Origin of the sequence: Sphingobacterium griseoflavum, assembly GCF_014653155.1 — a bacterium.
GTDB classification, from domain to species: domain Bacteria; phylum Bacteroidota; class Bacteroidia; order Sphingobacteriales; family Sphingobacteriaceae; genus Sphingobacterium; species Sphingobacterium griseoflavum.
In genome coordinates this window covers 212,835-235,362 of record NZ_BNAF01000009.1, presented here as the reverse complement: position 1 = coordinate 235,362, position 22,528 = coordinate 212,835, and the positions used below count along the sequence as shown (strand labels likewise).

The 22,528-nt window shown below is 45.5% G+C and carries 11 protein-coding genes; 2 read left to right on the top strand and 9 right to left on the bottom strand.

From position 1 onward, the window contains the following. Window positions 1-11: 11 nt before the first annotated feature. From IE165_RS13295 to IE165_RS13285, 3 genes are all read right to left on the bottom strand, one after another. Complete coding sequence (locus tag IE165_RS13295; protein WP_189627119.1) at window positions 12-3,221, bottom strand: SusC/RagA family TonB-linked outer membrane protein; 3,210 nt, start codon at window positions 3,219-3,221, stop codon at window positions 12-14. A 50-nt stretch (window positions 3,222-3,271) separates the two neighbouring features. After that, window positions 3,272-4,906 (bottom strand): DUF4957 domain-containing protein, encoded by a 1,635-nt coding sequence (locus IE165_RS13290; protein WP_189627118.1) that lies wholly within the window; start codon window positions 4,904-4,906, stop codon window positions 3,272-3,274. A 434-nt stretch (window positions 4,907-5,340) separates the two neighbouring features. Next, on the bottom strand, window positions 5,341-6,000 hold the full coding sequence (locus tag IE165_RS13285; RefSeq protein WP_189627117.1) for a DUF3826 domain-containing protein: 660 nt from the start codon (window positions 5,998-6,000) through the stop codon (window positions 5,341-5,343). 629 nt (window positions 6,001-6,629) lie between these two features. Here IE165_RS13285 and IE165_RS13280 point away from each other — a divergent pair. After that, window positions 6,630-7,505 (top strand): AraC family transcriptional regulator, encoded by an 876-nt coding sequence (locus tag IE165_RS13280; protein ID WP_189627116.1) that lies wholly within the window; start codon window positions 6,630-6,632, stop codon window positions 7,503-7,505. Between the two features lie 105 nt (window positions 7,506-7,610). On the opposite strand, the gene IE165_RS13275 is transcribed toward IE165_RS13280, so the two are convergent. From IE165_RS13275 to IE165_RS13255, 5 genes are read right to left on the bottom strand one after another with little or no spacing between them, the layout of a single operon-like run. Next, window positions 7,611-11,093 (bottom strand): malectin domain-containing carbohydrate-binding protein, encoded by a 3,483-nt coding sequence (locus IE165_RS13275; protein ID WP_189627115.1) that lies wholly within the window; start codon window positions 11,091-11,093, stop codon window positions 7,611-7,613. Next, on the bottom strand, window positions 11,093-13,882 hold the full coding sequence (locus IE165_RS13270) for a glycoside hydrolase family 95 protein (RefSeq protein WP_189627114.1): 2,790 nt from the start codon (window positions 13,880-13,882) through the stop codon (window positions 11,093-11,095). Before IE165_RS13270 ends, IE165_RS13275 begins: the two co-directional genes overlap by 1 nt. 4 nt (window positions 13,883-13,886) lie before the next feature. Then, entirely contained in the window at window positions 13,887-15,461 is a 1,575-nt protein-coding gene (locus tag IE165_RS13265) for a glycoside hydrolase family 28 protein (RefSeq protein WP_189627113.1), read from the bottom strand. Beyond that, window positions 15,458-16,957, bottom strand: a complete 1,500-nt coding sequence (locus IE165_RS13260; RefSeq protein WP_229826555.1) for an MGH1-like glycoside hydrolase domain-containing protein — start codon at window positions 16,955-16,957, stop codon at window positions 15,458-15,460. The genes IE165_RS13265 and IE165_RS13260 overlap by 4 nt, the downstream gene beginning before the upstream one ends. A gap of 44 nt (window positions 16,958-17,001) precedes the next feature. Next, window positions 17,002-19,755 carry an alpha-d-galacturonidase gene (locus IE165_RS13255; RefSeq protein ID WP_189627111.1) on the bottom strand — a complete coding sequence of 918 codons (2,754 nt, stop codon included), beginning with the start codon at window positions 19,753-19,755 and terminating at the stop codon, window positions 17,002-17,004. A gap of 350 nt (window positions 19,756-20,105) precedes the next feature. Between IE165_RS13255 and IE165_RS13250 the strand changes: the two genes are divergently transcribed. Then, window positions 20,106-20,702 carry a hypothetical protein gene (locus IE165_RS13250; RefSeq protein ID WP_189627110.1) on the top strand — a complete coding sequence of 199 codons (597 nt, stop codon included), beginning with the start codon at window positions 20,106-20,108 and terminating at the stop codon, window positions 20,700-20,702. Window positions 20,703-20,750: 48 nt separating this feature from the next. Here IE165_RS13250 and IE165_RS13245 read toward each other — a convergent pair whose 3' ends face one another. Beyond that, complete coding sequence (locus tag IE165_RS13245) at window positions 20,751-22,517, bottom strand: M14 family metallopeptidase (RefSeq protein WP_189627109.1); 1,767 nt, start codon at window positions 22,515-22,517, stop codon at window positions 20,751-20,753. Window positions 22,518-22,528: the final 11 nt, after the last annotated feature.

The window sequence follows — 22,528 nt, the reverse complement described above, 5'->3', positions numbered from 1 at the left end:
CACCATTTCATTTATAAACCAGCACTCAAACCAATCGATATCGTCCGTACCGTTGGGTAGTTGTAAGCATTATTTGTGTATGGATCTTTATAAGTAAAGGGGTTTATCAAAGTCCAAAGGTTATTACCCGTCAGCAAGATGCTGGCATTGGACAGCCCAATACGTTTCGTAGCAGCGGTGGGCAGCGCATATTTCAAGGTCATATTATTGATCCGTATCGTGGTTGCATCCAATGCCCAGAAATCAGCGTTCGCACCAATCAAGGGGTCGTCTGCCCGCGGGAAAGTTCCCTCCGTTGGATTGTCAGGCGTCCACCGGTCTTTCCAAAAGGCCATCACGTTGCGCGTTGTGGTTGGTGCGGCTCTGGAATTCCCGTCAATAAATACCTTACCGCCAAATCTACCGAAAATATTGGTACTCAAACTCAAGGCCTTGTATCCTAAGTCGAGCGTGATACCAGTAGAAAAGAACGAATTCGTCCGATCGAATAGATAGGTTTGGTCTAACGTGTTAACGACACCATCACCATTGGTATCCTCGTAGATCAACCAGCCGGGTTGAGGTATTTGCCCACCGATGCGATAGTTTGGATTCTCCGCCAAAAAAGCGTCGACCTGCTCTTGCGTGCGGAACATGCCCTGCACTTTATACCCTACATTGCTGCTGTTGTATCTCCGCGGGTTTGTACCGAATTGATTGCCCAACCAATTGCTATCGGAACGATCGGTCACCAAAAAACTCGCTGTCGGGTAGAGCATCTGCGTGACAATAGAATTACCCCATCCAAAATTCATATTTGTACCTATCCTAAAATCCTTGCCAACGCGCGTATTATAACCAATGGAAAACTCCGATCCCCAGTTGTATGCCTCCCGGTAATTGATCGGTGGGGCAATGATGCCGGAATATAACGGATTAGATGTATTACCTCCCTGATCAAAACCATCAAAAACCTTGTTTTGGAAAAACTCTGCGCTAATATTAAGTTTGTTGTTCAACAAGGCCGTTTCCAAACCGACGTTTACGGTACGTTTCTTTTCCCAAGTGATGGATGGGTTTGGATAGGCCGTTGGGTTAAGTCCAACACCATATCTTTCACCGAAAAGGTAACCATTATCATTATCTATAGCATAGCGATCCTGCCATAATCTATCCGCCACGCGGTCATCTCCCGCAATACCAACATTCGCTTTTAACTTTAGGAAGTTGATAAAAGAAACATACTCTTTAAAAAAGTTTTCTTGACTTACCACCCAGCCCAAACCAAGGCTTGGAGACAGCCCCCAACGCTCGCCGGTAGCAAAGTTCGATGAGGCATCGAGACGAGATACGATTTGTAAAAGGTATTTCTTGTCGTAATCGTAGGCGAACCTGCCAAAAAATGAACGTTTGGTACTTTCCACAATCGTACGTACCGTTCGCTGTGTATTGATATCAAACGCCCAATATTCATCCGCACCAGCGATCAGCTGGTTGATATAACGAGATGAAAGCCCTTCGCCATAGGCCATGGTTTGCTCTGCACCGGCAACCGCATCAATACTATGCTTACCGAAGGTGTTTGCATAGCTTAAAGTCAGAAAGCCCTGCGAGCTATTTAAACGAGACACTGAGGTCGTTAAATCTGAACTTTGGGGGGTAACAGGCTGGTACTCCGGGTCTGCAATCAAATCCGTAGAGTAGAACTGTTGGTTATTGCCCATGGTAACAAACGTGTACAGGCTGTAAGGCGGGCTGTACTGGGTGTTATTATTAGCCTCCCCACCTGTTGACACTTGCACTTTGGCTGTTAGCCCTTTCAAAAACTTGGGTTGGTACGATAAGCTGGCGTTTACGCGATAATTCTGTGCATTTCGCTCGTCATAGAATCCCGAGTTTATCACTCCCAACGGATTGCGCGTACCGGTACGCACAAAGTTTACAGGCAGGCCGTTAATTTCCATCGGTATCCAATCCGGTGTGGAAAGCACCGTTTCAAAAAATGCTTGGTCAGTATCATTGCCCAACCCGTTGTTACTTTTGCGGATACGATTGTCAATATTGAAATTAACATCAGCCCGTAAACCATCGATGATGGTGGCCTGCAAACCACTCCGGAACGTATATTTATCTTGCTTGGTGCCAGCATAATTGCCATTCTCATTTTGATAACCACCGCCAACGAAAAACGTAACCTTTTCGGAACCACCAGAAATACTTAAATTGTGCCGCTGCATCAAAGAGGCCTGCCACAGCTGATCATACCAGCTATCTACATTTAGCCCCTTTAGGTAATTTAGATCCGCATCACTGAAGTATCTATCTGCCGGGGCATTGTTCATTCTATACCCTTCATTCAGCATGACACCAAGCTCATAGGCCGACAGCATATCGGGCTTTCTAGCGGCATCGGTGATTCCAGCATAGCCATTGTAGGAAATACTGGGTTTGCCGACTTTGCCGCGTTTAGTCGTCACCAGGATCACGCCTTTAGCCCCAGAAGCTCCATAAATAGCGGCAGAAGCATCCTTTAACACGGTAATATTTTCAACCATGGATGCATCAAGGTTATCGAAAACATCGCTACTGACGGTGATACCATCAATGATATATAAGGGTTCGCTTGTTGATCCGATCGTCTGACCTGCCGCACTTGTCGTGGAATTACGCACATTCAGTGTAATACGTGCCCCTGGACGACCCGACGCTTCCGATACGCCGAGTCCCGCAATTCGGTTACGCAATGCTCCGGCGATATTAGGTGCAGGAATATCCATCAGTTCTTCCCCTTTTATAGTAGCTACGGCTCCCACAATTTCCGAACGCTTCTGCGTTCCGTATCCTGTAACCACCACCTCATCTATCGCGGCATTCAAATCCTCAAGTGTGATGGTGATGTCCTGTTGACCGGCGACATTAACTTCTTTTACTTTATAGCCTACGTAGCTGATCACAATAAAGGGATTTTCCGCTGGTACATTGATACGAAAGATACCGTTCAGATCTGTGCGCACACCAGCCTTTGATCCTTTTACAAGCACCGTAGCACCTGCAATAGGCCTGCCGTCAGCATCCAAGACCTTCCCTGTAATATTGACCAGCAAGGCAGCTTTCGATGTATAATTATTCCCCGCATTTTTCGCCGCAACCGCTGCTATCGGCGTGGAAAGCACGCATGCCAACGCCAATCCCTTAACCAATACCCGAAGAGGAACTGGCAAATTTATAGTCTTATTTAGCATTATTAATTAGTTTACCCATGAATAAAAATTATAACTACACGCTGTTCAGCTTATGGTCTCCATTTTGGATCGCCAACGGTAAACAAAGCTTCATCAATGATGGTCAAGTCGCTATTGGCAAAGTTGGTTTTATCCGGCATGGCAAATACTTGTTCCGACGGGAACGGATAACGCACGATACCAGCTATCAATGCCTGCGTATTTGATGTACCCCAGGTGGCGTCAGCCGTAGCAAAACTATTCGTTACGGATATCGAAGCCGGTGTGCGTGAATTGAAAGAACGTGCGCCGCCCGTATAGCCAAATAAGGTATTGTTGGCGGTGAAACTCCCTATCGTACTTCCTGTTCGTGCCATATCGAGGATATATCGATTATCGTATGGTGCTTGAAAGAACGTAGAACTCTCAATTGTCATGGCGTTTAAATGATTAACCACCGAACTATTGTATCTGACAATCCACTGCGTATTGATGAATGTCGAGTTTGTCAAGTGCACATTATTGACAACTGCATTCACATTGTCAACCTGAAGCACACCTTGTGCACCTATGTTCTGAATGATAGAGTTGTTGATGACGTAATCCTGTACGGATTTTACACCGGCTCCTTGCAAACGCATAACGCCTACATGATCGGATATCCGGCATGCTTCAAATTCTACTTTTTGAATGGACGAGGCGGGGGACAAATTGAGGACGTAGCTGCTGGACAAGGTTCCTCTTATTTCCACATCGTCAAATTTAAGCAAGGTAATTTGCGCTCCTTCCTCGATCCCGAAAGAGGGAGACATCTGTATCTGCGCTTGTGCACCAAAACCGGGTTCACTCATAATCGTCACATCGCGGTTTAGCTGGAATGCCGTACTGATGGCATAGGTCATGCCACGCTTCAATACAATTTTACTGCCTGCAGAAACTGTATTAAGGGTCGTTTGCAGAATCGATGGATCGCTCGATGCGCGCAGATCGACATATCCTGCTCCGGTCACATCGGGTTTTGTAGTAAATGCCAGTACACCCAACGATCTATTGTCTTGACGTAACAGCTTGGCCACATAACTTTTACCAGGCAACAGGCCTTCGACAAGCTTCGAAACCAATGTGGCATTCTTTATATCAAATTCTTGTTTTTCATTTCCATCTGCCGTTTCTACCACTAAGGTTGCCATCTCACCATGTCTTCCCCAGCCTAATATCGCAGCTTCATCGGTTAGGTTCCACACCTTGATCGGTCGGAACATATCAATAGGTCTTAGCTGAAAGCTTGAGGCAGCTGTCCAAGCCGAATGGCCTGTACCCGTACTAGGCGCGGTCCGAACCCTTGCATAATATTGCTGCAATGGCGTAAGCTGTTCGTCATTTAGGAACAATGAGGTAGAGTCAACTACAAAATCCAATGCAATTTGACTTTCATCCCTAAATGTCTCATCGGTAGAAACCTGTACTTCATAGGACAACGTTACAACAGGACGATCTTTACCTTCCCATGCGGCCAAACCAGGACTCCACGACAACACCAAGGATGTATCTGCATGAGCAATACTAATACCGCTCGCCATTTCCGTCAAACTCGTCGGCGGACCTAAAACCGTCTCCTTGCTACACGCGTTAAATCCTACGATTAAGAAGGTCAAAAACAACGCTCCATAAAATAGTCTAACTGGATTATTTTTTTGAAAGTTCATAATTAGGTTGTTTATTAATTTTAATTAATATTTTTTGCTTACAAAATTATTATATGCGCTTTTTCCCTTTACGAGAAAATGCCTAGCATCACTACACCCGTAAACGAACAGGTTGAAAGCATTCTTCCAGTATTGGCTAGTTAAAATCGTATAGAAAAAAGGGCTTCGTCAAGCGACGCTAAGACGAGAATCCCATTCAGCCGTACGCAAAAAACAGTAGATAGTTGTAAATCTGTTGACATCTCATGATAATTAGGTTTATATAACTAATTTATAGTTGGAATTTCGTCTTTAAATAAAGCTCCTTTTACACCATCCCCAAAGCCCAGGCAAAGTGTAAGATCGTTTGAGATCGGAATAGGTTTATATCAATGCGGTTAAATTCCTTGGTTAGCTAAGAATTACACCGTAAACACTACCTTACCAAGCTTTTACTAGAGCAGGTCCTTTCGGCTTTTAATCCTTTCTTCCCATTTTTTACCTTCCTCTTTTAAGTCGTAGCCTTCCTTTGCCAAATAATTATTTATTCTGCCTTTGTACTTCCCAAAAACTGCGTGTTTCTCTTTTGACCCGGGTTGCGCCATAGCCAATTCGCGTGCTTCGATTAGATTCATTAGGATGTGTCCCCTTTGCTCTGCGGTCAAACTAGGAATCATTTCTTGGTAAGCGCTATACGTCTTCGGTAATACGCCATAGGTCATCCCGTTCTTGACCATCTCCACCTGTTCTTTTGTCAATATCTTGGAAAGTCGTTGGATATATTTGGCATTGAGCTTTTCTAATTTTTTCGCTTCGGCGCGCTCTATCTCTGAAACTTTGGTTACTTGCAGTTCCTTATCTGCAGAAAACTTCTTCTTCACAGCCTGGATTTTTGCCTGTTTAGATTCGTGGTGCGTATTAACATTGTCATAGTCATTCACGACTAAATCACGAACCTTATAGTATGCCAAACTGTCCGACAGGCCCAACGTGGCAACGATCTTATCTGCCCTATTTGTAATGACATTTAGATACTCTTGCCTAGCATCTTGTGCTAGTGACACATTCCCGACCATCACCAGAAAAAGAAAATAAACTACCTGTATTTTTCTCATCGCTCTTTAAATTTACTGCTTTTTTAGATCCATTGGTTATCACACTTAGCCGTATTTAGCACACATTGGCAAAACTCTTTTCAGCAATTGCAAATCCCTGCACATCTATAATTGATTAATCCAAAGTAACGCATTCTTTACATGGAAAATTTATAAGTGATTATCTATTTACTGTACGATGTTATCAGTAGAAAAAAATGCTTGCCCTATAGCCCAAGACTGCATTAAGGCACGCTACATCAAGTGCAGCCCTTTGCGTATGAACAAGCAATAGAAAAAACATGCAAAGCTAACGCAAACACAGATAAGATCTGCATATTTTAGCCAGCTAACTGTAAAACAATAGCTGATACCATCGTACTCCGTGATCGTAAAATTTGCATCTCTGTACCAACCAATTCCCTACATCGCCCTAACTTTAGGAGTTGTATACCGGTCGGAGAATAATAAAAATGAATTGCACAAGTTCATCGGCGTTGTCCTAACGAACTGCATTACAGAAACGGCTCTCTATGTAACATTACCCCTTCATTATAAGATATTACCATTCGCCTTTCATATAAAGTTGTATATTAGCTTTCCGTTACGAAAAATTGTAAACCCTTTGTTAGATAAACCTTTCGAAGACTATGAAACCGTTGTATAGAAAACTTCCGGCAAAATTGGAAAGTTCGTTTTCCGCAAGGCATGATGTGATGCCCAATTTTGGCAATGTATGGCACTATCACGAGGAACTGGAGTTACATTATACGATACGCGGAGAAGGCGTACGGTTTATTGGCGATAACATCAGTAGTTTTGCTCCAGGCGAAATCATATTGGTCGGCGAGAAGCTATCGCATGCTTGGCGTTGTAAAGACGAGTATTATCAAAACAACCCGGAATATAATATAGAGGCAATCGTTTTACAATTCTTGCCCGACTGTCTTGGAAAGCAATTACTGCAGCTTCCGGAATCGTATCTTTTGCCAAAGCTCTTTGATAAAGCTAAAAGCGGTTTGATCATTAAAGGAGAAACAAAAGCAAAAGTAGCAGAACTCATGCATACCAGTGTGGAGGAAACAGGTATAGGGAAGATTATCGCACTGTTGCAAATCTTACAGGTGATTGCCGAAAGCGACGAATGTGAGACTATCGTGAAGACGCAGACCACCTTCCACCAATCCAATGAAGCAGACAACATCCGATTAAACAATATATTCAACCATACACACGCCCATTACAAAGAAGATATTACGTTGGAAGAGGTGGCCAACATTGCCAATCTCAGTATCACCTCGTTTTGTCGATATTTTAAAACGATGACCCGAAAGACTTACTACGATTTTCTCGTGGAGATTCGCATCAGCCATGCCTGTCGATTGTTGGTCGAAAACAAATTACCAACCGAAATCATCTGTTTTGAATGCGGCTTCAACAACGTCTCGAACTTTTACCGACATTTTAAGAAAGTGATGGGCCTCACCCCACTCGAATATAAAAAGCGATATCTCAGTAGAAATTGATGCGTTTAGCTTGACATAGTGGGCTTTTTGTCTGCTATCGCCAAAAGGCCATTCAAACATTGCAAACACTGATCATAAGGAACAACTTCACCGTGGGTGATAATTTTACTGCACATCCAACGCATCGATATAAATATCGCGTGCATCTATGCCTCGTACAATAACGCGGTAGGTTCCGGCATTGATCATCGACCCCGTATTCGTGCCCACGTAATTCCATTTTCCTGCACGCGTGACATCCAATTGTAGTGGCTCAGCTTTCTTCAACACAAGACCATCTAAGGTTTGTAGTTCCAATGTTAGCAATTTTGGCTGCAGATCGGCGTTATGGTACTTCAACGTCAGCGAATAGATATCGGCAACGCCAACTTTTATTTCAAACGCCACAAATCCATCGTCAGCAGTGAATTGCAAACGTCCCTGTTTTTGAAAATCTACCTTTGCCATCCCTTCTACGTTCTTCATCGCTTCTGCTTTGTAGGTTTCGGACTTTTTCAGATCATAGGCTGGCTGCAAACCACTCTGTTCTTGGAATGCGAACAGATTTGCGTGTACCGTGGGGAGACGATATACAGCATCGCGTGCCAGCACCTTACGATATACCTGAAACACCTCTCCACGATTGTTCATCACCGAATCTCCAGTAAATTCCATATCATCTATTGGTCTTTTCGAAATGGCATATACGTAAGACGGCTTATGAAAGGACAACCGCAAATTTTTATCCTCAGCGCGGATAAAATCCGCGGCGTACAAGAAGCTAGGCAGATAATGGAAAGAGAGATTTTCCTTACTATCATACACTTGCCCGATATCCATCCAAGTGCCTGAATACGATATTTCGCCCTGCTTGATCTGATTATCAGCTTTTTTCAACCCAATTTCTGGTACCGAAGCACCCGCTATCCCAGACACAGCAATGGCCTGAATAACTGCTTGACCTGCTGCAACATTTGGAAAACTAATTTCCAATTTGCCGCCCGTGACCTCCAACACATATTCCCGCTTCATGGCGTGGTCGTGCCCTACTTCGTTCCAAATATCGATATCTTTTGCGACGGTTTCCCCATTCAGCGCCACATCAAAAAGCCGCATTCCCCGCGCGTCGTCGTTCGACCCCGCGCCAACCCAAGGCTCTGAAAAGTAGAGCGCTATCTTATATTTGCCATCAGGCAGATTAAAGATATAGCGCAGCTGGTCGAGACCATAACGAAATGTCTGGAACAAAGCCCAATCTGCCGTGCCCTTTATCGGATCAAACGTTCGCCGCTGACTGGCAAAGACCGATGATATGCCATACTGATCGGCCCAAGAAGTAGAGCCAAATGACACAGTCGGTCCGTATGGCTGGTCGGCGACCCAAAGGTTGCCATAACGATCCGTATAATCTGGCCCACCGCAATTGACTCGGTAGAGATATTGCGCTCCCGTATCCGACTCTAAAATTGAAGACTGCCGATTGATCAATTTGTCAAAATTCGGGCTTTGCGGCAAGTTATGGAGGACAATAGTATCTCGAGCAACGATTTTACCATTATTCTTACCAATCGCGTATAAAACATTGTATTGGATTGGGACAGCATTGAATTCAAATGCTCGGCCGAAACCGGGGTTTTTCTGCGCGCCCAAAGACTCACTTTCCACATCGTTAAACAGCTCGACTTCCTCGCAATTTGAATAGATACGAATACCATCTTTTAAGCCTGGTTTTAGCCATCTATTGGGCCAAGTATGGGATGCAATGTGTACCATGGGCCGGGATTCATCACCGTAATGCGCCCGGTACATGTAGTATGCATCCGTAGGCTCGCCCCAAGGGGTTAACAATCCTTTGTAGTTGACCGGGCCAATTTTATCAATATCGCGATAGCCTTCGCCTCCCTGCACCCTGCCAGGGTTATCGTGCGAGTTCCAAAGCCATAAGTAATGGCCTATACTTTCATTTTTGACCGAGTCGGCCAAGCGCAGTTTGGTTTCCAAGATTTCAGTAAAGCGATCTTCGCTATATATAGGATGATTGGGAAGATAGGGCGCTTCGGTATGCAGCTCTAACGTCCGCCAAGCGCCGTACTCGCCTACCAGCAATTGCTTTTTCAGATCTTCGCCGTAAGTATGGTGGTCTCCACCATAGGTTCCTGTCCAATTTTGCGGTACATCCCAGTCCGTTCCATCACCGCCATTACAGGTTGTTACCAAACGCTGGATCGAAGCTGTAGGATCCAACTCCCTAATGATATCCATACATTCACGGGCGAAATCGGCCGGCAGCGTGCTTTCATTCTCTATACCCCATAAAAAAACAGACGGACTGTTCCGACGCTCTTTGACCCAATCGCGCAACAGCTGCTTGAAGTTAGCACGAAATGCCGGGGTATCAAACCAAATATGTGCGGCCATCTGTGTCCATAGCAAGATGCCGTGCTCGTCCCAAAATTTTTGGTAGCGCAGGTTGTGTGGTTGGTGTGCGTCGCGAAACGAATTGAACCCCATCGTCTTCATATCTTTGACCCTAGCCAATATTTCCGCCTCGCTGAAGGCATGTGAGTTTCCCAACTTATGTTCATATTCTGCAATGCCGTGTATAAAAACAGGCTTTCCGTTTACTAAAAGTTGATTGCTCCCAAGCGGCTTAAGTCCTTTGGGCCAGCGCACCGTGCGGATGCCGTATGGCGTTCGCTCGCTATCCAAGAGCTTGTTTCCTTCCTGAAGCCTAGTCTCTACGGTGTAGAGGTAGGCGTTCTGCGGCTCCCATAGCGTAGGTTTGTTGACTGTTATTGCCGACAGGCGAATTTCTTTGGTCGTAGATGGAGCAATATGCACCTGATCGACGGAGCTGCCGACACGCTTGCCATGGACATCCAAGAGATAAGTGACCACTTTGATATCACGCTCGCGCGTGGATGTATTCTGGATTTCGATCTGCTGTTGTATAGTTGCTTTACTCCCGTCAGCGGTCTCATCATTCCAATAGTGCACACCAAAGGGGGCGATATTCAGTTCACTCTTAACAATTAAACTAACCGGGCGAAATATACCCATGGGCTGTGAACCTTCCGAGAATCCTCGCTCGGTAGAGCAGCCGCCATCCACCCAAGGTAAGTCTTGAATGCCCTCCGGATGATCAGCTCGTACCGCAACGATATTCTTTCTCCCATCTGTGTAAAGAGCCTTGGTAACGTCTAGCGTAAAAGTCGTTCGGCCTCCTGCGTGATAACCCACACGCTGCCCATTCAACCAAACGGTGGCATAAGATCCGACCCCTTCAAAAAACAAATAGAAACGTTTACCTTTCTTAGAGTCCTTCCATGTAAATGATTTTCTATACCAAGCATATCCATGTAGATTGCCGTGCAATTGTCGACGGTAACCGGCGTAGCTATCCCAATTGTGCGGTACATCAACACGCTTCCAGCCAGCCGTTTCTTTATAATCGACCTTTTCAAATCCTTTATATCGTAGTGTATCCTGTTCATCCATTGCCGTGAGCCATTCCCTATCTAGTGATAGAGAGCGGCGTATTCCTTGCGCAACAACAACCGATAAAAAGCTCCAAAGCAAGCACGAAACAACAACAAGCTTACGTATCATTACAACAGGTTAAGATCAGCGTCAAATGTGTAGGTTTTATTCTTCTTTGTTTCCAATATTATGGTCTTGCCATGGTAGCGCAGTCTTAAAGGCTGCCCAGACTTGGATTTTATCGTCAGTGCTTGCAGTGTTTTTTCTTTCCATTGCATATCAATCTCGAAATTACCCCTTGCTCTCATACCCCTTACGTTACCTTCAGACAGCGCGGCGGGTAGTGCGGGCAAAATATCCAAATAACGGGTATGGCTTTGCATTAACATCTCACCGATGCCTGCGGCACCACCAAAATTACCGTCGATCTGAAAGGGCGGGTGCGCATCGAACAGATTTGGATACGAACCGCCTGCCCTACCAGCGGGGCGCAGCAGCATCTTTACCATGGCATAGGCGTGCTCTGCATCCTTAAGTCTTGCCCAAAAGTTTATTTTCCAAGCTAAACTCCAACCTGTTCCATCATCACCGCGCATTTGCAGAGAAGTCTTTGCCGCTTGAAGCAAGGCAGGCGTATCATCGGCATTGATCTCGTTGCCAGGATGCAATCCCCAAAGATGCGACACATGGCGGTGTTTATTCTCTGGATCATCTAGATCTTCCATCCATTCTTGCAGCTGTCCATAGCGACCAATTTGATTGGGCGCAATCTTCGGTAGTTGTTGCTGAATAGAGTCCCTTAGCAGTTTATCTTTCCCCAGCAGTTTTGACGACTTGATAAAGATAGAAAACAGGGATCGAACGATTTGATGATCCATAGCAGGGCCTTTCACTAAACCGCCATGCTCTGGAGAATTGGAAGGGCTACTCACCAACCATCCTGATTCGGAATCTTTCACTAGTACATCTTTAAAAAATAAGGTAGCTACTTTGATGATATCGTAATAATCGGCAATAAATTGCGGATCTTGATTGTAGAGGTAATGCTCCCAAAGATGCGTGACCAGCCAAGCGCCACCTGTAGGCCATATACCATGGTTGGCATTGTTGATAGGCGCAGTGCCGCGCCAAATATCCGTGTTGTGGTGCAACACCCAACCGCGTGCGCCATAATAGGCCTGCGCGGTCTCTTTACCCGACAAGGACAATTCACGGATCATGGCGAAGAGCGGCTGGTGAAGCTCGCTCAGATTGAGCATCTCCGTTGGCCAGTAATTCATTTCCAAATTGATATTGGTGGTGTATTTACTTCCCCAAGAGGGTTCCAACAAATGGTTCCAAATTCCCTGCAGATTTGCCGGCTGCGTTCCTGCTCTCGAACTCGCAATTTGCAAATATCGTCCATATTGTATGTATAGCGCAACCAATGCAGGATCTTCAGCAGTCACCAATCTTTTTAAGCGTTCATCCGTGGGTATGCTATCGACCGCAGCTCCGCCAAAGCCTACCGAAAAGCGGCCGAACAGTTCTCGGTAATCGCGCGCGTGCCTTGCAAGCAAGCGTTTGAATTTCTTCTTCTGCAGCTGTCGATGGTGCGCTATTGCTTTTTCCTTAAACGTTGTGTCGATTTGCTGATAATTCCTGAAACTGCTGGATGCACTTAAATAGACCGTAGCTTCGTTGGCTTTTTCCACTTCCAACCAGCCGTCCTTTTCGTAAATCCTTCCTCCGCGTAGCTTGACCGTCACAAAAGACACGCCTTTTAATATCCCGTTCTTCACCTTGATGTCCATACCCAAAGTGTGTTCGTCGACCTTCCAAACTCGGTAACCCGGATGTTTGGCATTCATTGACAATGAAAAAGACAACTGCTTCGGCTTATCGGCTGTCAACTGGATGGCAACAACATTATCGGGACAACTTGCGATGTAAGTGCGCTTATAAGAAACCCCATTTTGGGTATAGCTAACCTCGGCAAGCGCTTGCGCTAAGGAAAGGCTTCGCCGGTAGTTAGTCGTTCTCCCAGCCGGAAATCGCAGCATTAAAGACCCAAAAGGTTGGTAACTGGCTTGATAACTTCCAACCTTTGGCACATCCGCGTCCTGCACCCAATATTTCCATTGTCCGACGATAGAAATAAAACGCCCTGTTGCACTGCGAAAGCCTATAGGCTGTTGCGGATCCTTATACCCTGAAATACCACCTTTCCCGCTTCGGTTGATCACCTGGACAGCTAGCACATTTTTACCCGCTCGTAGCCATTCTTTCGGTATATGGTACAGACGCTTCTCTTGGTCGCCGACAGTATGTCCCAATAAGCGTCCATTGAAAAAAGTATAGTCTTCCTCTCGCACTTTGTTCAGGTCTAACACCCAATCGTCTAGAAGATCCTGCTCGCGGAGCTCAACAGGCGTACGAAACCAAACAGCTCCGTCCACACCCTCTAACCCGATGTCTTCCCAACCCTCGTAAGCCGGTACCTGTATCGTTTCCCAGGCATGATCGGGGTAATTAACGCTTGCTGCACCATTCTGCTTATCACGTTCTTCACTTACTTTAGCCAACCAAGCTGCAGGATCTTCGGAAATACTTTTTACGCCCATAAACTCTCGTTGGGCAAGCTCTTCGGCCCTTCGCTGCTGACCACGATCAATCAGGTCACGGATACTATCTAGGTAAAGGTATGCAGCGGGTTTGTTATAGTCTCTTGGCGTCCCCGTCCAAAGTGTTTCCTCATTAAATTGTATTTCCTCATGTTCCACACCACCATAGATCATAGCACCTAAACGACCATTGCCGATGGGCAATGCTTCTTCCCATCGTTGTGCTGGCTGTTTATACCATAATCTCTGTTGCGCTGTAGCATGCAAACCAAAGCACCAGCACACAACCAACAAGAACGATACTCGAACCGGCATTGCTTTATTTTTTAGCTTCCACATTGTTTACGATTACCGCCGCACCAATCGAACCTTTAGCGACCTGTTTTACTTGGCTAAAATTATTGCTGTGCACAAAGACATCAGCATTATGTTGTCCCAAAAGCTCCATAAACACATCTGTGCCGGCCATAGGGTAATTTTGCTGAATATTGACATGCTGCACATCTTCCATCAGCAACAACGGACGATCGGCCAAAGGCGTAAAGTTTTGAACTGCACAAATTTCCAGCACATCTACATTTTTCGCTTTTATAAGCGGCTCATTCGCCACATCTACCTGCACGTGGTTGAAGGAGATTTTCTTCGCATTTTCCAATGAAAAACCTGCTTGGGATTGCATGTTGATATGATTAAAGCTCACATTTTCGATCGGCATTTCGTCTAATCCACGTAATAGCCCAACCCGATTGGTCGATCCCGTCATATCGCTTATATAGATATTTTTGAACTGGGGCGTGCGTTCGCTAACCGGCTCTACTTCAGTTTTTGCATACTGCATATCCATAACAATAGCTTGATCGCGAATATTCCGCATCACAATATTGCTGACCCGAATGTTTTCGACAACACCTCCCCTTCCACGCGCAGTTTTCAGGCGAATGCCACGGTCGGTACCGTCAAAGACACAGTTGGAGATAACGATATTCTTTACGCCACCCGACATCTCGCTGCCTATGACCACACCTCCATGTCCACGGAGCATCGTGCAATTGGTGATGGTATAGTTTTCTGCTGGGATGTTAATCTGCCTTCCAGACCGATCTTTGCCCGATTTAATGGTTATGCAGTCGTCGCCAACGCTAATGTGGCAGTTGGCGATACGCACATTGCTGCACGATTCAGGGTTTATCCCGTCTGTATTGGGCGAGGGCGGGTTATCGATCGTGACACCATCTACCGTTACGTTGTCGCAATACTGTGGATTGATTGTCCAAAAGGGAGAGTTTTGGATCTTTATATCCTTAATCTGCACATTGCTGCAGTTTAAAAATTGAATGAATGGCGGGCGTAAGAACCCACGCTCTATCCAGCCCGGCAGATCCGGCGCCAATACATTTGGATTGCGGCGTTTAAATTCCTTTTGCCACTTGCTGTCTTCCGTTTGTTTTTTTACTTCGATTTCTGAATACCCCCACCATTTCTTCCCATGTCCATCAATGATCCCACGTCCTACGATTGCTATATTCTGCAATCCGTTTCCATAAAATAAAGGGGAGAAATTTGTTACCGCGGTGCCTTCCCAACGCGACTCCACCATGGGCAAATAGTCATCGAAATTATCACTGAAATGCAGTTCAGCACCCGCATCGATAAATAGCGTGATGTTACTCTTAAAATGAATCGGGCCAGTAATATATTTCCCGGCAGGAAAATAAACCGTTCCGCCGCCTTTTGCAGCAGCAGCATCAATAGCTTTTGCGATGGCTTTCGTATTCGTGCCTGTACTATCATTTCTCCCACCATACTTCAGCACGTTGTAGTAAGACTGTGCCTGTGTGAACGACAGTAGCCCAAACAGCCATACGACAAAGGTAAAGATTCCTGTTTTTATCATTTCAAGTTAACTTTTAGCGATTTTAATGTATTCGATTTTGCTACCAACTTCCCGTCGGCATACACCTTCAGTCCTTTTCCCTTTCCGTAGCGATCCCCATTTTTATCCCAAAAGATACTGATGGTTTTACGCTTATAGACAATCTCCTGTAAGGAAAAATAATCCCATTCACCATCTGGAATAAGGGGCATTAATGTAAAGCCATTGCCTAACGTTGGCTTGAAGCCTATCAGGTCCTGAATAACCGCATCCGCAAAGGTGGAGTGGTTGTAAAATTTGCTTCGCGGATGATCGCCCTTCAGCCATTCGCCATTTTTTTCGTCCTGATACTCGCCGATATATGGTTTGCCATGCATCACGTGCGCTTTCGCATATTGTTGCACTTCATGGTAGAAATCCTCTTTGCTGACCTTTCCACGATATTTGGCGGATGACAACACATTAGCCATTGCCCTTAGGGTTTGAGAAGTGGCAAAAGGCCAAATAGCGCCATCCCATTCACAGCTGTGACCAGTGCCGCGTGTGCGAAATGTAGGTTCACGCCGTTCTGCCGTAGTATGCCCCCACGGCGCCCTAAATCCTGCAGTATCGATAACTTGATCCCAAGCAACGCCATACACTGCCTTTTCTGGTACCAGATTGAAATACCATGGAATAAAACCGATAGCCTCGCGTGCAGGATGCAACCCGCCTTTTTCCAGTTTGGTTTTAAAGAAGTGGTCGTCCTTATCCCACAGCGAGTCTAATAGCAAATATTGAATTGTACGGGCCTTCTTAGCGTATTTTTCTTGCAGATCCAGACGATTGGCCATCTTCGCTATGCTCGCGATAGCTCGGGCATTACCATACATATAACTGTTAATTGTTGGCCGCATATTCTTCTCCCGTCTGCCTCCAGATACAGATTCTTCCATCCCATCTTTGACATCATGTTGCCAAAAAAGTCCGCTCGGCAATTGCCGTTCTTTTTCCCAAGTTTCGTAGTCGGTATCGAGCGCGTCTAATCTAGATAGCAAGTAATCTCTATCGCCCGATACTTTATAATAGGCTAATAAGGCGTCTGGAAGCCAAGAGCTAAATTGATGAAATCGAGGTTTTGTTTGCCCTTTATCGGCGTGGTAGAACCAAAAATCCACATATTCCTTTAGAAAGTCGCGATTTTTGAGCCATCGACCTTCGTAAAGGTGATGCCCAAGAGCACAACTGATCGAATTAAACTTGCCGGCGTGCTTCACCGGCTCGATAAACTCGGTAACGATCGTTCCCTCTGGCGTGCTTTTGATATGTTTGCGGAAAGACCACCAACGGAAGTAATATATTTTTTCAATGGCGGAATCCGGGCAATCAAACAGCGGAATATTATCTTTCATCCAATCAGCTGACGCTTTATTGGAAATTAGATTGACTACGGCTTCGTTGTCATCGCTATTGAACTGCCGAACATAGCCGTCCAACTTCGTACGGAGATCTATTTGCGCCCAGCTGAAACAGGGCATCAAACATACCAATATTAATAAAACTCTATTCTTTATCCTCTCCATTACAACTTAATTTCTCCATAATAACCAAATAAGTCATCCACATCATCCCCACGATTGTCTACATCAGCATTGTAGGGATGCTGCAGCTCTGTGTCGTTGACGAAGCCCAGAATAATGGCTTCCCCTTTGGGCAGCTTCAATTCCTGTTTGCCGACAGCAAACGAATAGCTGTGCACATCAATCATTGGCATGTATTGCACCCGTAAGGCATTACGCACCTTCGTATCTGCTTGGCCATGGTCGTTGGCTGTTGCGTCGATTTCCAGCACAGGCTTAGGCGCAAAAACCTTGTCCGTGCTGTTGAAATACCCGACAAGTACTTTAACCGGCCCAGTCGCTTCAAAACTTAAGGTTGTACCTTCTTGCTTTTGCTTGCCAGCATCGATCATCACTGCTTGTAAACCTTCAAACTCTTCAGGCAAATGCGTCACCACAAGTTCTTGGTCCAGATAAAGATTAGCTCCTTTTTTTAAGGTCACCAACTGCACATCTTCCGGTAGCACAACGGGCGCTACCTCTAGCTTGTGCCGCTGTTGCTTCAGCATGCCTTCACTTTTGGAAAGCGAATCTATCGATCTCTTAAAGTTAGCGAGTTCTGCTTCATAAACAGGTAACATTTCTGTCCAATGCTTAAATGTGGCATTTACGCCGCGCATAGGAATCTTCCGCTGCTTGGTCTGCATACTATTAGCGTATAAATAACTGCCTGCCGTTAATTGGGCAAGGCGCTTGTAAGCATCGACGCTGCGTTCCAAATCCGGCACCGCCAACCTAAGCGATTCCACATCTCTTGTATATTTATATTGCAGCACCTGCACGGCAGCTTTCACCTTGTAGCTATAGTGTTTGGCCAGCGCTTCGTGCACATAGATGTCATTTTTCAACCGCTTAAGTTCTGCCGCATCAGAGGCCGTTACTTCCAGCGCGGCGACATGCGCGACGGCTTTTTCGGCATGCGCCACGATCTCATCGGCCACCTGTACGGGGGTCTCGCCAACATGCTGCTCGCCCTTAAATTTCTTTTCTGCATAATCGATGATCATCTCTCCTTCCGGAGCTTCCGATTCATACAGCAGGGTAAACAAACCGTAACGATAGGGATTGATAAGCTGTGTCATCAGCATGCCCAAGGAAGAGGTCTGCCGATTGCCGTCCGTAATACCGAAACGCCTTAATATTTTGGGAGATATTTCGCCAACCTCGTTTAACGCAGCCAAAAGGTCGGCTGCAGCCTGTTCCGTAACGCCGTACCGACTCGCCAACTGACGGATCCAATACTTGGCGTCCTGTTCTTTTTGCCGGGAAACCTTCCAGGCATACCGCGCCCAAGCCTTGTACCACATCCAATCCCTATCTACCTGGAGCAAACGGCCATCTACCTTATCTGCTGTATAAGGCCAATCCCAATACGATGCCTGGGGATAGATGTGGATACCGTTAGACAGATGTACCTCGTGCATAGCTTTTACCGATTGCTGTATAAAGTCTGGTGCGCTGTACCGAAATGGCTCCAGGTTGGCCAAAATATGCACATTCTGTATGTGAACGGTTCCGATCCTGCCCAGCTCTTGGTGCAGTTCGGCCCACTTACCACGGGGCGTATAGGTAGTCAATGCTTCACCGTTATATTTGGCCATAGTGTACAGGTTCTTATAGATTGGCCGCGCTTCCTTCATCACGGCGGGAGCATCGGTATCATGGGCGCGCAGGATGACAGGAGGCTCGACAGCACTGTTTATCGCATGAAGCCCATCCTTCACAGCAGGCAAAATTGTTTTGGTAAACCAGTTGATATCGTCCTGTCCTACACCCTCCATAGCTTCGCCCAAAGTTATTAAAAGACCCACATTTGGATATTTAGCAACAAAAGCGGCAATGGATTTTCGTGTATAGTCTTCGATCAGCGGCGTAATGACACGGTTGCGCTCTTGCGTCTTTAGGCCATGCCGATCAGCGAAGGGCTTCGGCAAGATAATATTGTAAAACATTTGGATGACCCATATGCCGCGCTTATTTGCCTCCGCAGTCAGGAACGTATACATATCTTCGTTTTTCGCGAAGGTGGCGTCGTCTACCTCCAACGCGTACGGGTAATCTTTCAACTTAACCAACGAAGAGAAAGGGTGTCCATTCCACAGGTATAAGGTATTATACCGATTCTCCACCAACATGTCCAAATATTTGACCCAAAGCCCCTTGTCATAAAACCAAGGAAACAATTCTTCATTATAGGGGTATTCGTAAACGTCTCTCCCCGGCAAATATTCTGTTTTTTGCATGCCGATACAGGTCCCACGAAGTACCATCTCTGGCGCATCATAATAAGCAATAGCCTCCTTTTCGAATGCCCGCTGGCTAAGCATCTCTTCACATCCATAAAGCAAGCCTGTTTCGTCGCTTCCCACAATAACTAACGGCGAACGGCTATCCTTTCGGTAAATAACAAACGATTCCTTGTCCGTTAAAGAGTCTAGAAGCTGGCGCGGCACCCATCTTTCCCATTCCGACGAAGATTTGATGCCCACCAAAATATCGGGCTTTTTAACCTTGTCTTTCGAAAAATTGGCCGCTATTTTTTTCACCTTCTTGCCCATCTGGGCGGATAATCTATCCAGCGCGAAGGCAAAGCGCTCATCGTTCGTCACGCCCGATGCTTCATAAAGAATTCGTGCCGGCTGCGCACAAACACCTGTTATACCAAACAGCAGACACAAAATAAACAAAACACCGAACTTCCTACAAAGTCGAACCATAAATTTTTATTAATACGATGTGTACAGAGAGGCGCTTTTGCAAACCTCCACCCTCTCCGTTAATATGTCTTTCAAAAGAACGACTTTATTCTTTTTCTTTCCTCTGTATAATTATCCACTTTTTACAACATGTTATCATCCCCCAAAAAGGGTGGTCTGAAATCTGTCCAAAGGCATTCTGTGAAGACATGCATCTCCCTGCTTTTCACAACAAAAAACATATTAAAAAGTCCAAATTCTTGCATTTTCGTTATTTATTTTTCAACTTTAACCAATTCTGGTCGAACAATAATTTTGAAAAATTGGTGTTATTCTATAATACAAAACACTATACTAATTACATTAAATTTATGTTAAAACGATTTCTACTAGTCACCGTGACAGCGTGTTCCTTATCTGTTTTTGGACAGACAAAGCCTATGTTACCCTACGCCATTCAAAAGGGCTCGCTCAGTGAACAGTTTTTGAATTTGAGCAACCTTTCGAAGTCGCAGAATGCTGACTTTAAAATCATCCGTAAAACGAATCTGGAAATTGTACGGAGAAACGTATTGGACTCCATTTCTGTCTATCAAAAGGAAATTGCTACCCTGAAGGCAAACTCGTCGTCTTCCGTGACAACCGTAAAAAATTTAAAGGATTCCGTAAACACATTAGATACACAGCTTCAAGCGGAAAAGCAAAAGACAGATAGTATTGCTTTTGTAGGTATTGACTTTGCAAAAGGAACCTACCATACCATGGTCTGGGCAATCATCATCGTCTTGGCCGTTGCATTTTTAGCGACCCTTGCTTCGTTCAGAAAAGCGAAAGTAGACACAAATGAGCACAAAAAAACCACAGAAGAGCTTCAGGAAGAGCTGCAAATCCTACGAAAAAAATCGATGGAAAAAGAACAGTTGTTGAAGCGACAGCTGTTGGATGAACAAATGAAAAGGAATTCCTAAAACTTGATCATAAAAAAAGACGTTTGCTGAGCAAACGTCTTTTTTTATTTATTTTAAGGCTAGCGGTTGTTCGAGCAATCCGCCTTTCTCGCTATCGACGATCAGCTTGGCTTTGTTGGGGTTCCCTTTTACGATCCAGCGCACCCGTACTTCACGCATTCCTTCTATGTTTGGCACCTCAATTTGTGCCGGCTTGTAACGCTGCTCAACGGTTACGTTGAAATCTTTATCCAATACACGTAGACCTGTGATAACTTCTGCACCTTCTAGTCGAATGTGGTCTGGCCGTTCAATTTTATAGTTTAAGTCATGATCAGAATGCGTCGGAATGATACGGCTGTTCCATACCGTTGCGTTTACTTCAAAAAGATTGCCGCCGATCGGCTTGACATCCGTCTCCAATACTTCCAGCTTTGGCGTATGGTGGGCGTGGTAAATCGTAAACGCCGCGTTTCGATGGGCATCTTCCAGCAACAGAAAACCAGGATGATTCCGGGTATAGTTTTTCTTGGCTCCGCCAATTTCTATTTTACCGAATTGCGGATGATCATATTCCTTCCAAGGAACATAGGCATCGCCGAAAAGCAGAAGCTTATCAAATTCATAGTACTCATCGCTCTGACGCAAACCCTGCCCTGCTTTTTCATTGAATAACTTGTAAGTCGTCATCAATTCGTTAGAAAATGTAAAAACACCCCTTGCTAACGCAATGAAATCGATCTCTCCACCAAAAACAGTATACAGATCCTTATGGATAACGATATAGTTATACCCAGGAAGCATCCGTTCACCGACTTTGCCCAAAGCGTCGTACACCTGCACATCCGCGCGAGAATAATATTGCTCGTCCTGTGCTGCTCCTGGGCCACGCAAGATCATCCCACCGTAGTTGTGGTAAGACTGCGCGCCAGCAATATTTTTGTGGCTAAAAAAGAATTCTTTTACCGCTTGCGTTTCGGGCAAAGTTCCTGGATAATACAAGGCGCCATTTTGCACATAATTAGGCTGCCAATTCCACCCCCAATCTCGATTGGGATCATATGTTCCGGTAATATCTTCGTTGACCAGACCGTCTCCATCGTTATCTATACCTTCGAAGCCCAACAGCTCATATTCACCGGCCTCCCCCGGCTTGGCGATCACCATGCGGTTTGGGTTTTCAGGATCCACTTTGTAGCGACCTGTTTTCGATTTTCTGCGCATCATAACGATATGGCCGTCCCCATCAAGATCGTCATACAGATCTTCCGCTACCGCACCGTCGCCATCGTTGTCAAATGGACGCCTCCCAGTACGCGACGAATGCATGGTGTTGGGCTCATGTATGAAATAATCTCGAGAATCGGGGTTGATCGTTGGCGCAATATAAAACACCTTGTCCTGCAGTAATTCCTGGATAAAGGGCACGCTGTGGAAGTTTTCAGCCAAATACCAAGCCGTGTACATCGCGATCTCGGAACCCTGCAATTCATTGGCGTGGATATTTCCATCTATCCACATCCCAGGCTTGCGAGCGACATGGCCTTTGGAAAAGTCGGAGATCGTCAACACGAACATATCTCTTCCTTCGTAGGACTTACCGATCGATTCGTACTTCACCAATTGCGGGTATGCTTTCTGCAGATCCGCGCAAAACTGTGCAATTTGTTTTGTATCGTGATAGCGGCTCCAATTCATGGCCACCTTGGGATTAGCAGGCGATCCGATAGCCCGCAGTCCAGCAATTTCATCTGCCTCCTTTGCCGCCCTCTGCTGTGCGTGTAGGAAGGTAGATCCGCAAAAGAATGTCGCCAGTACTATATATATAAGTCTCATAATGTTCAAAA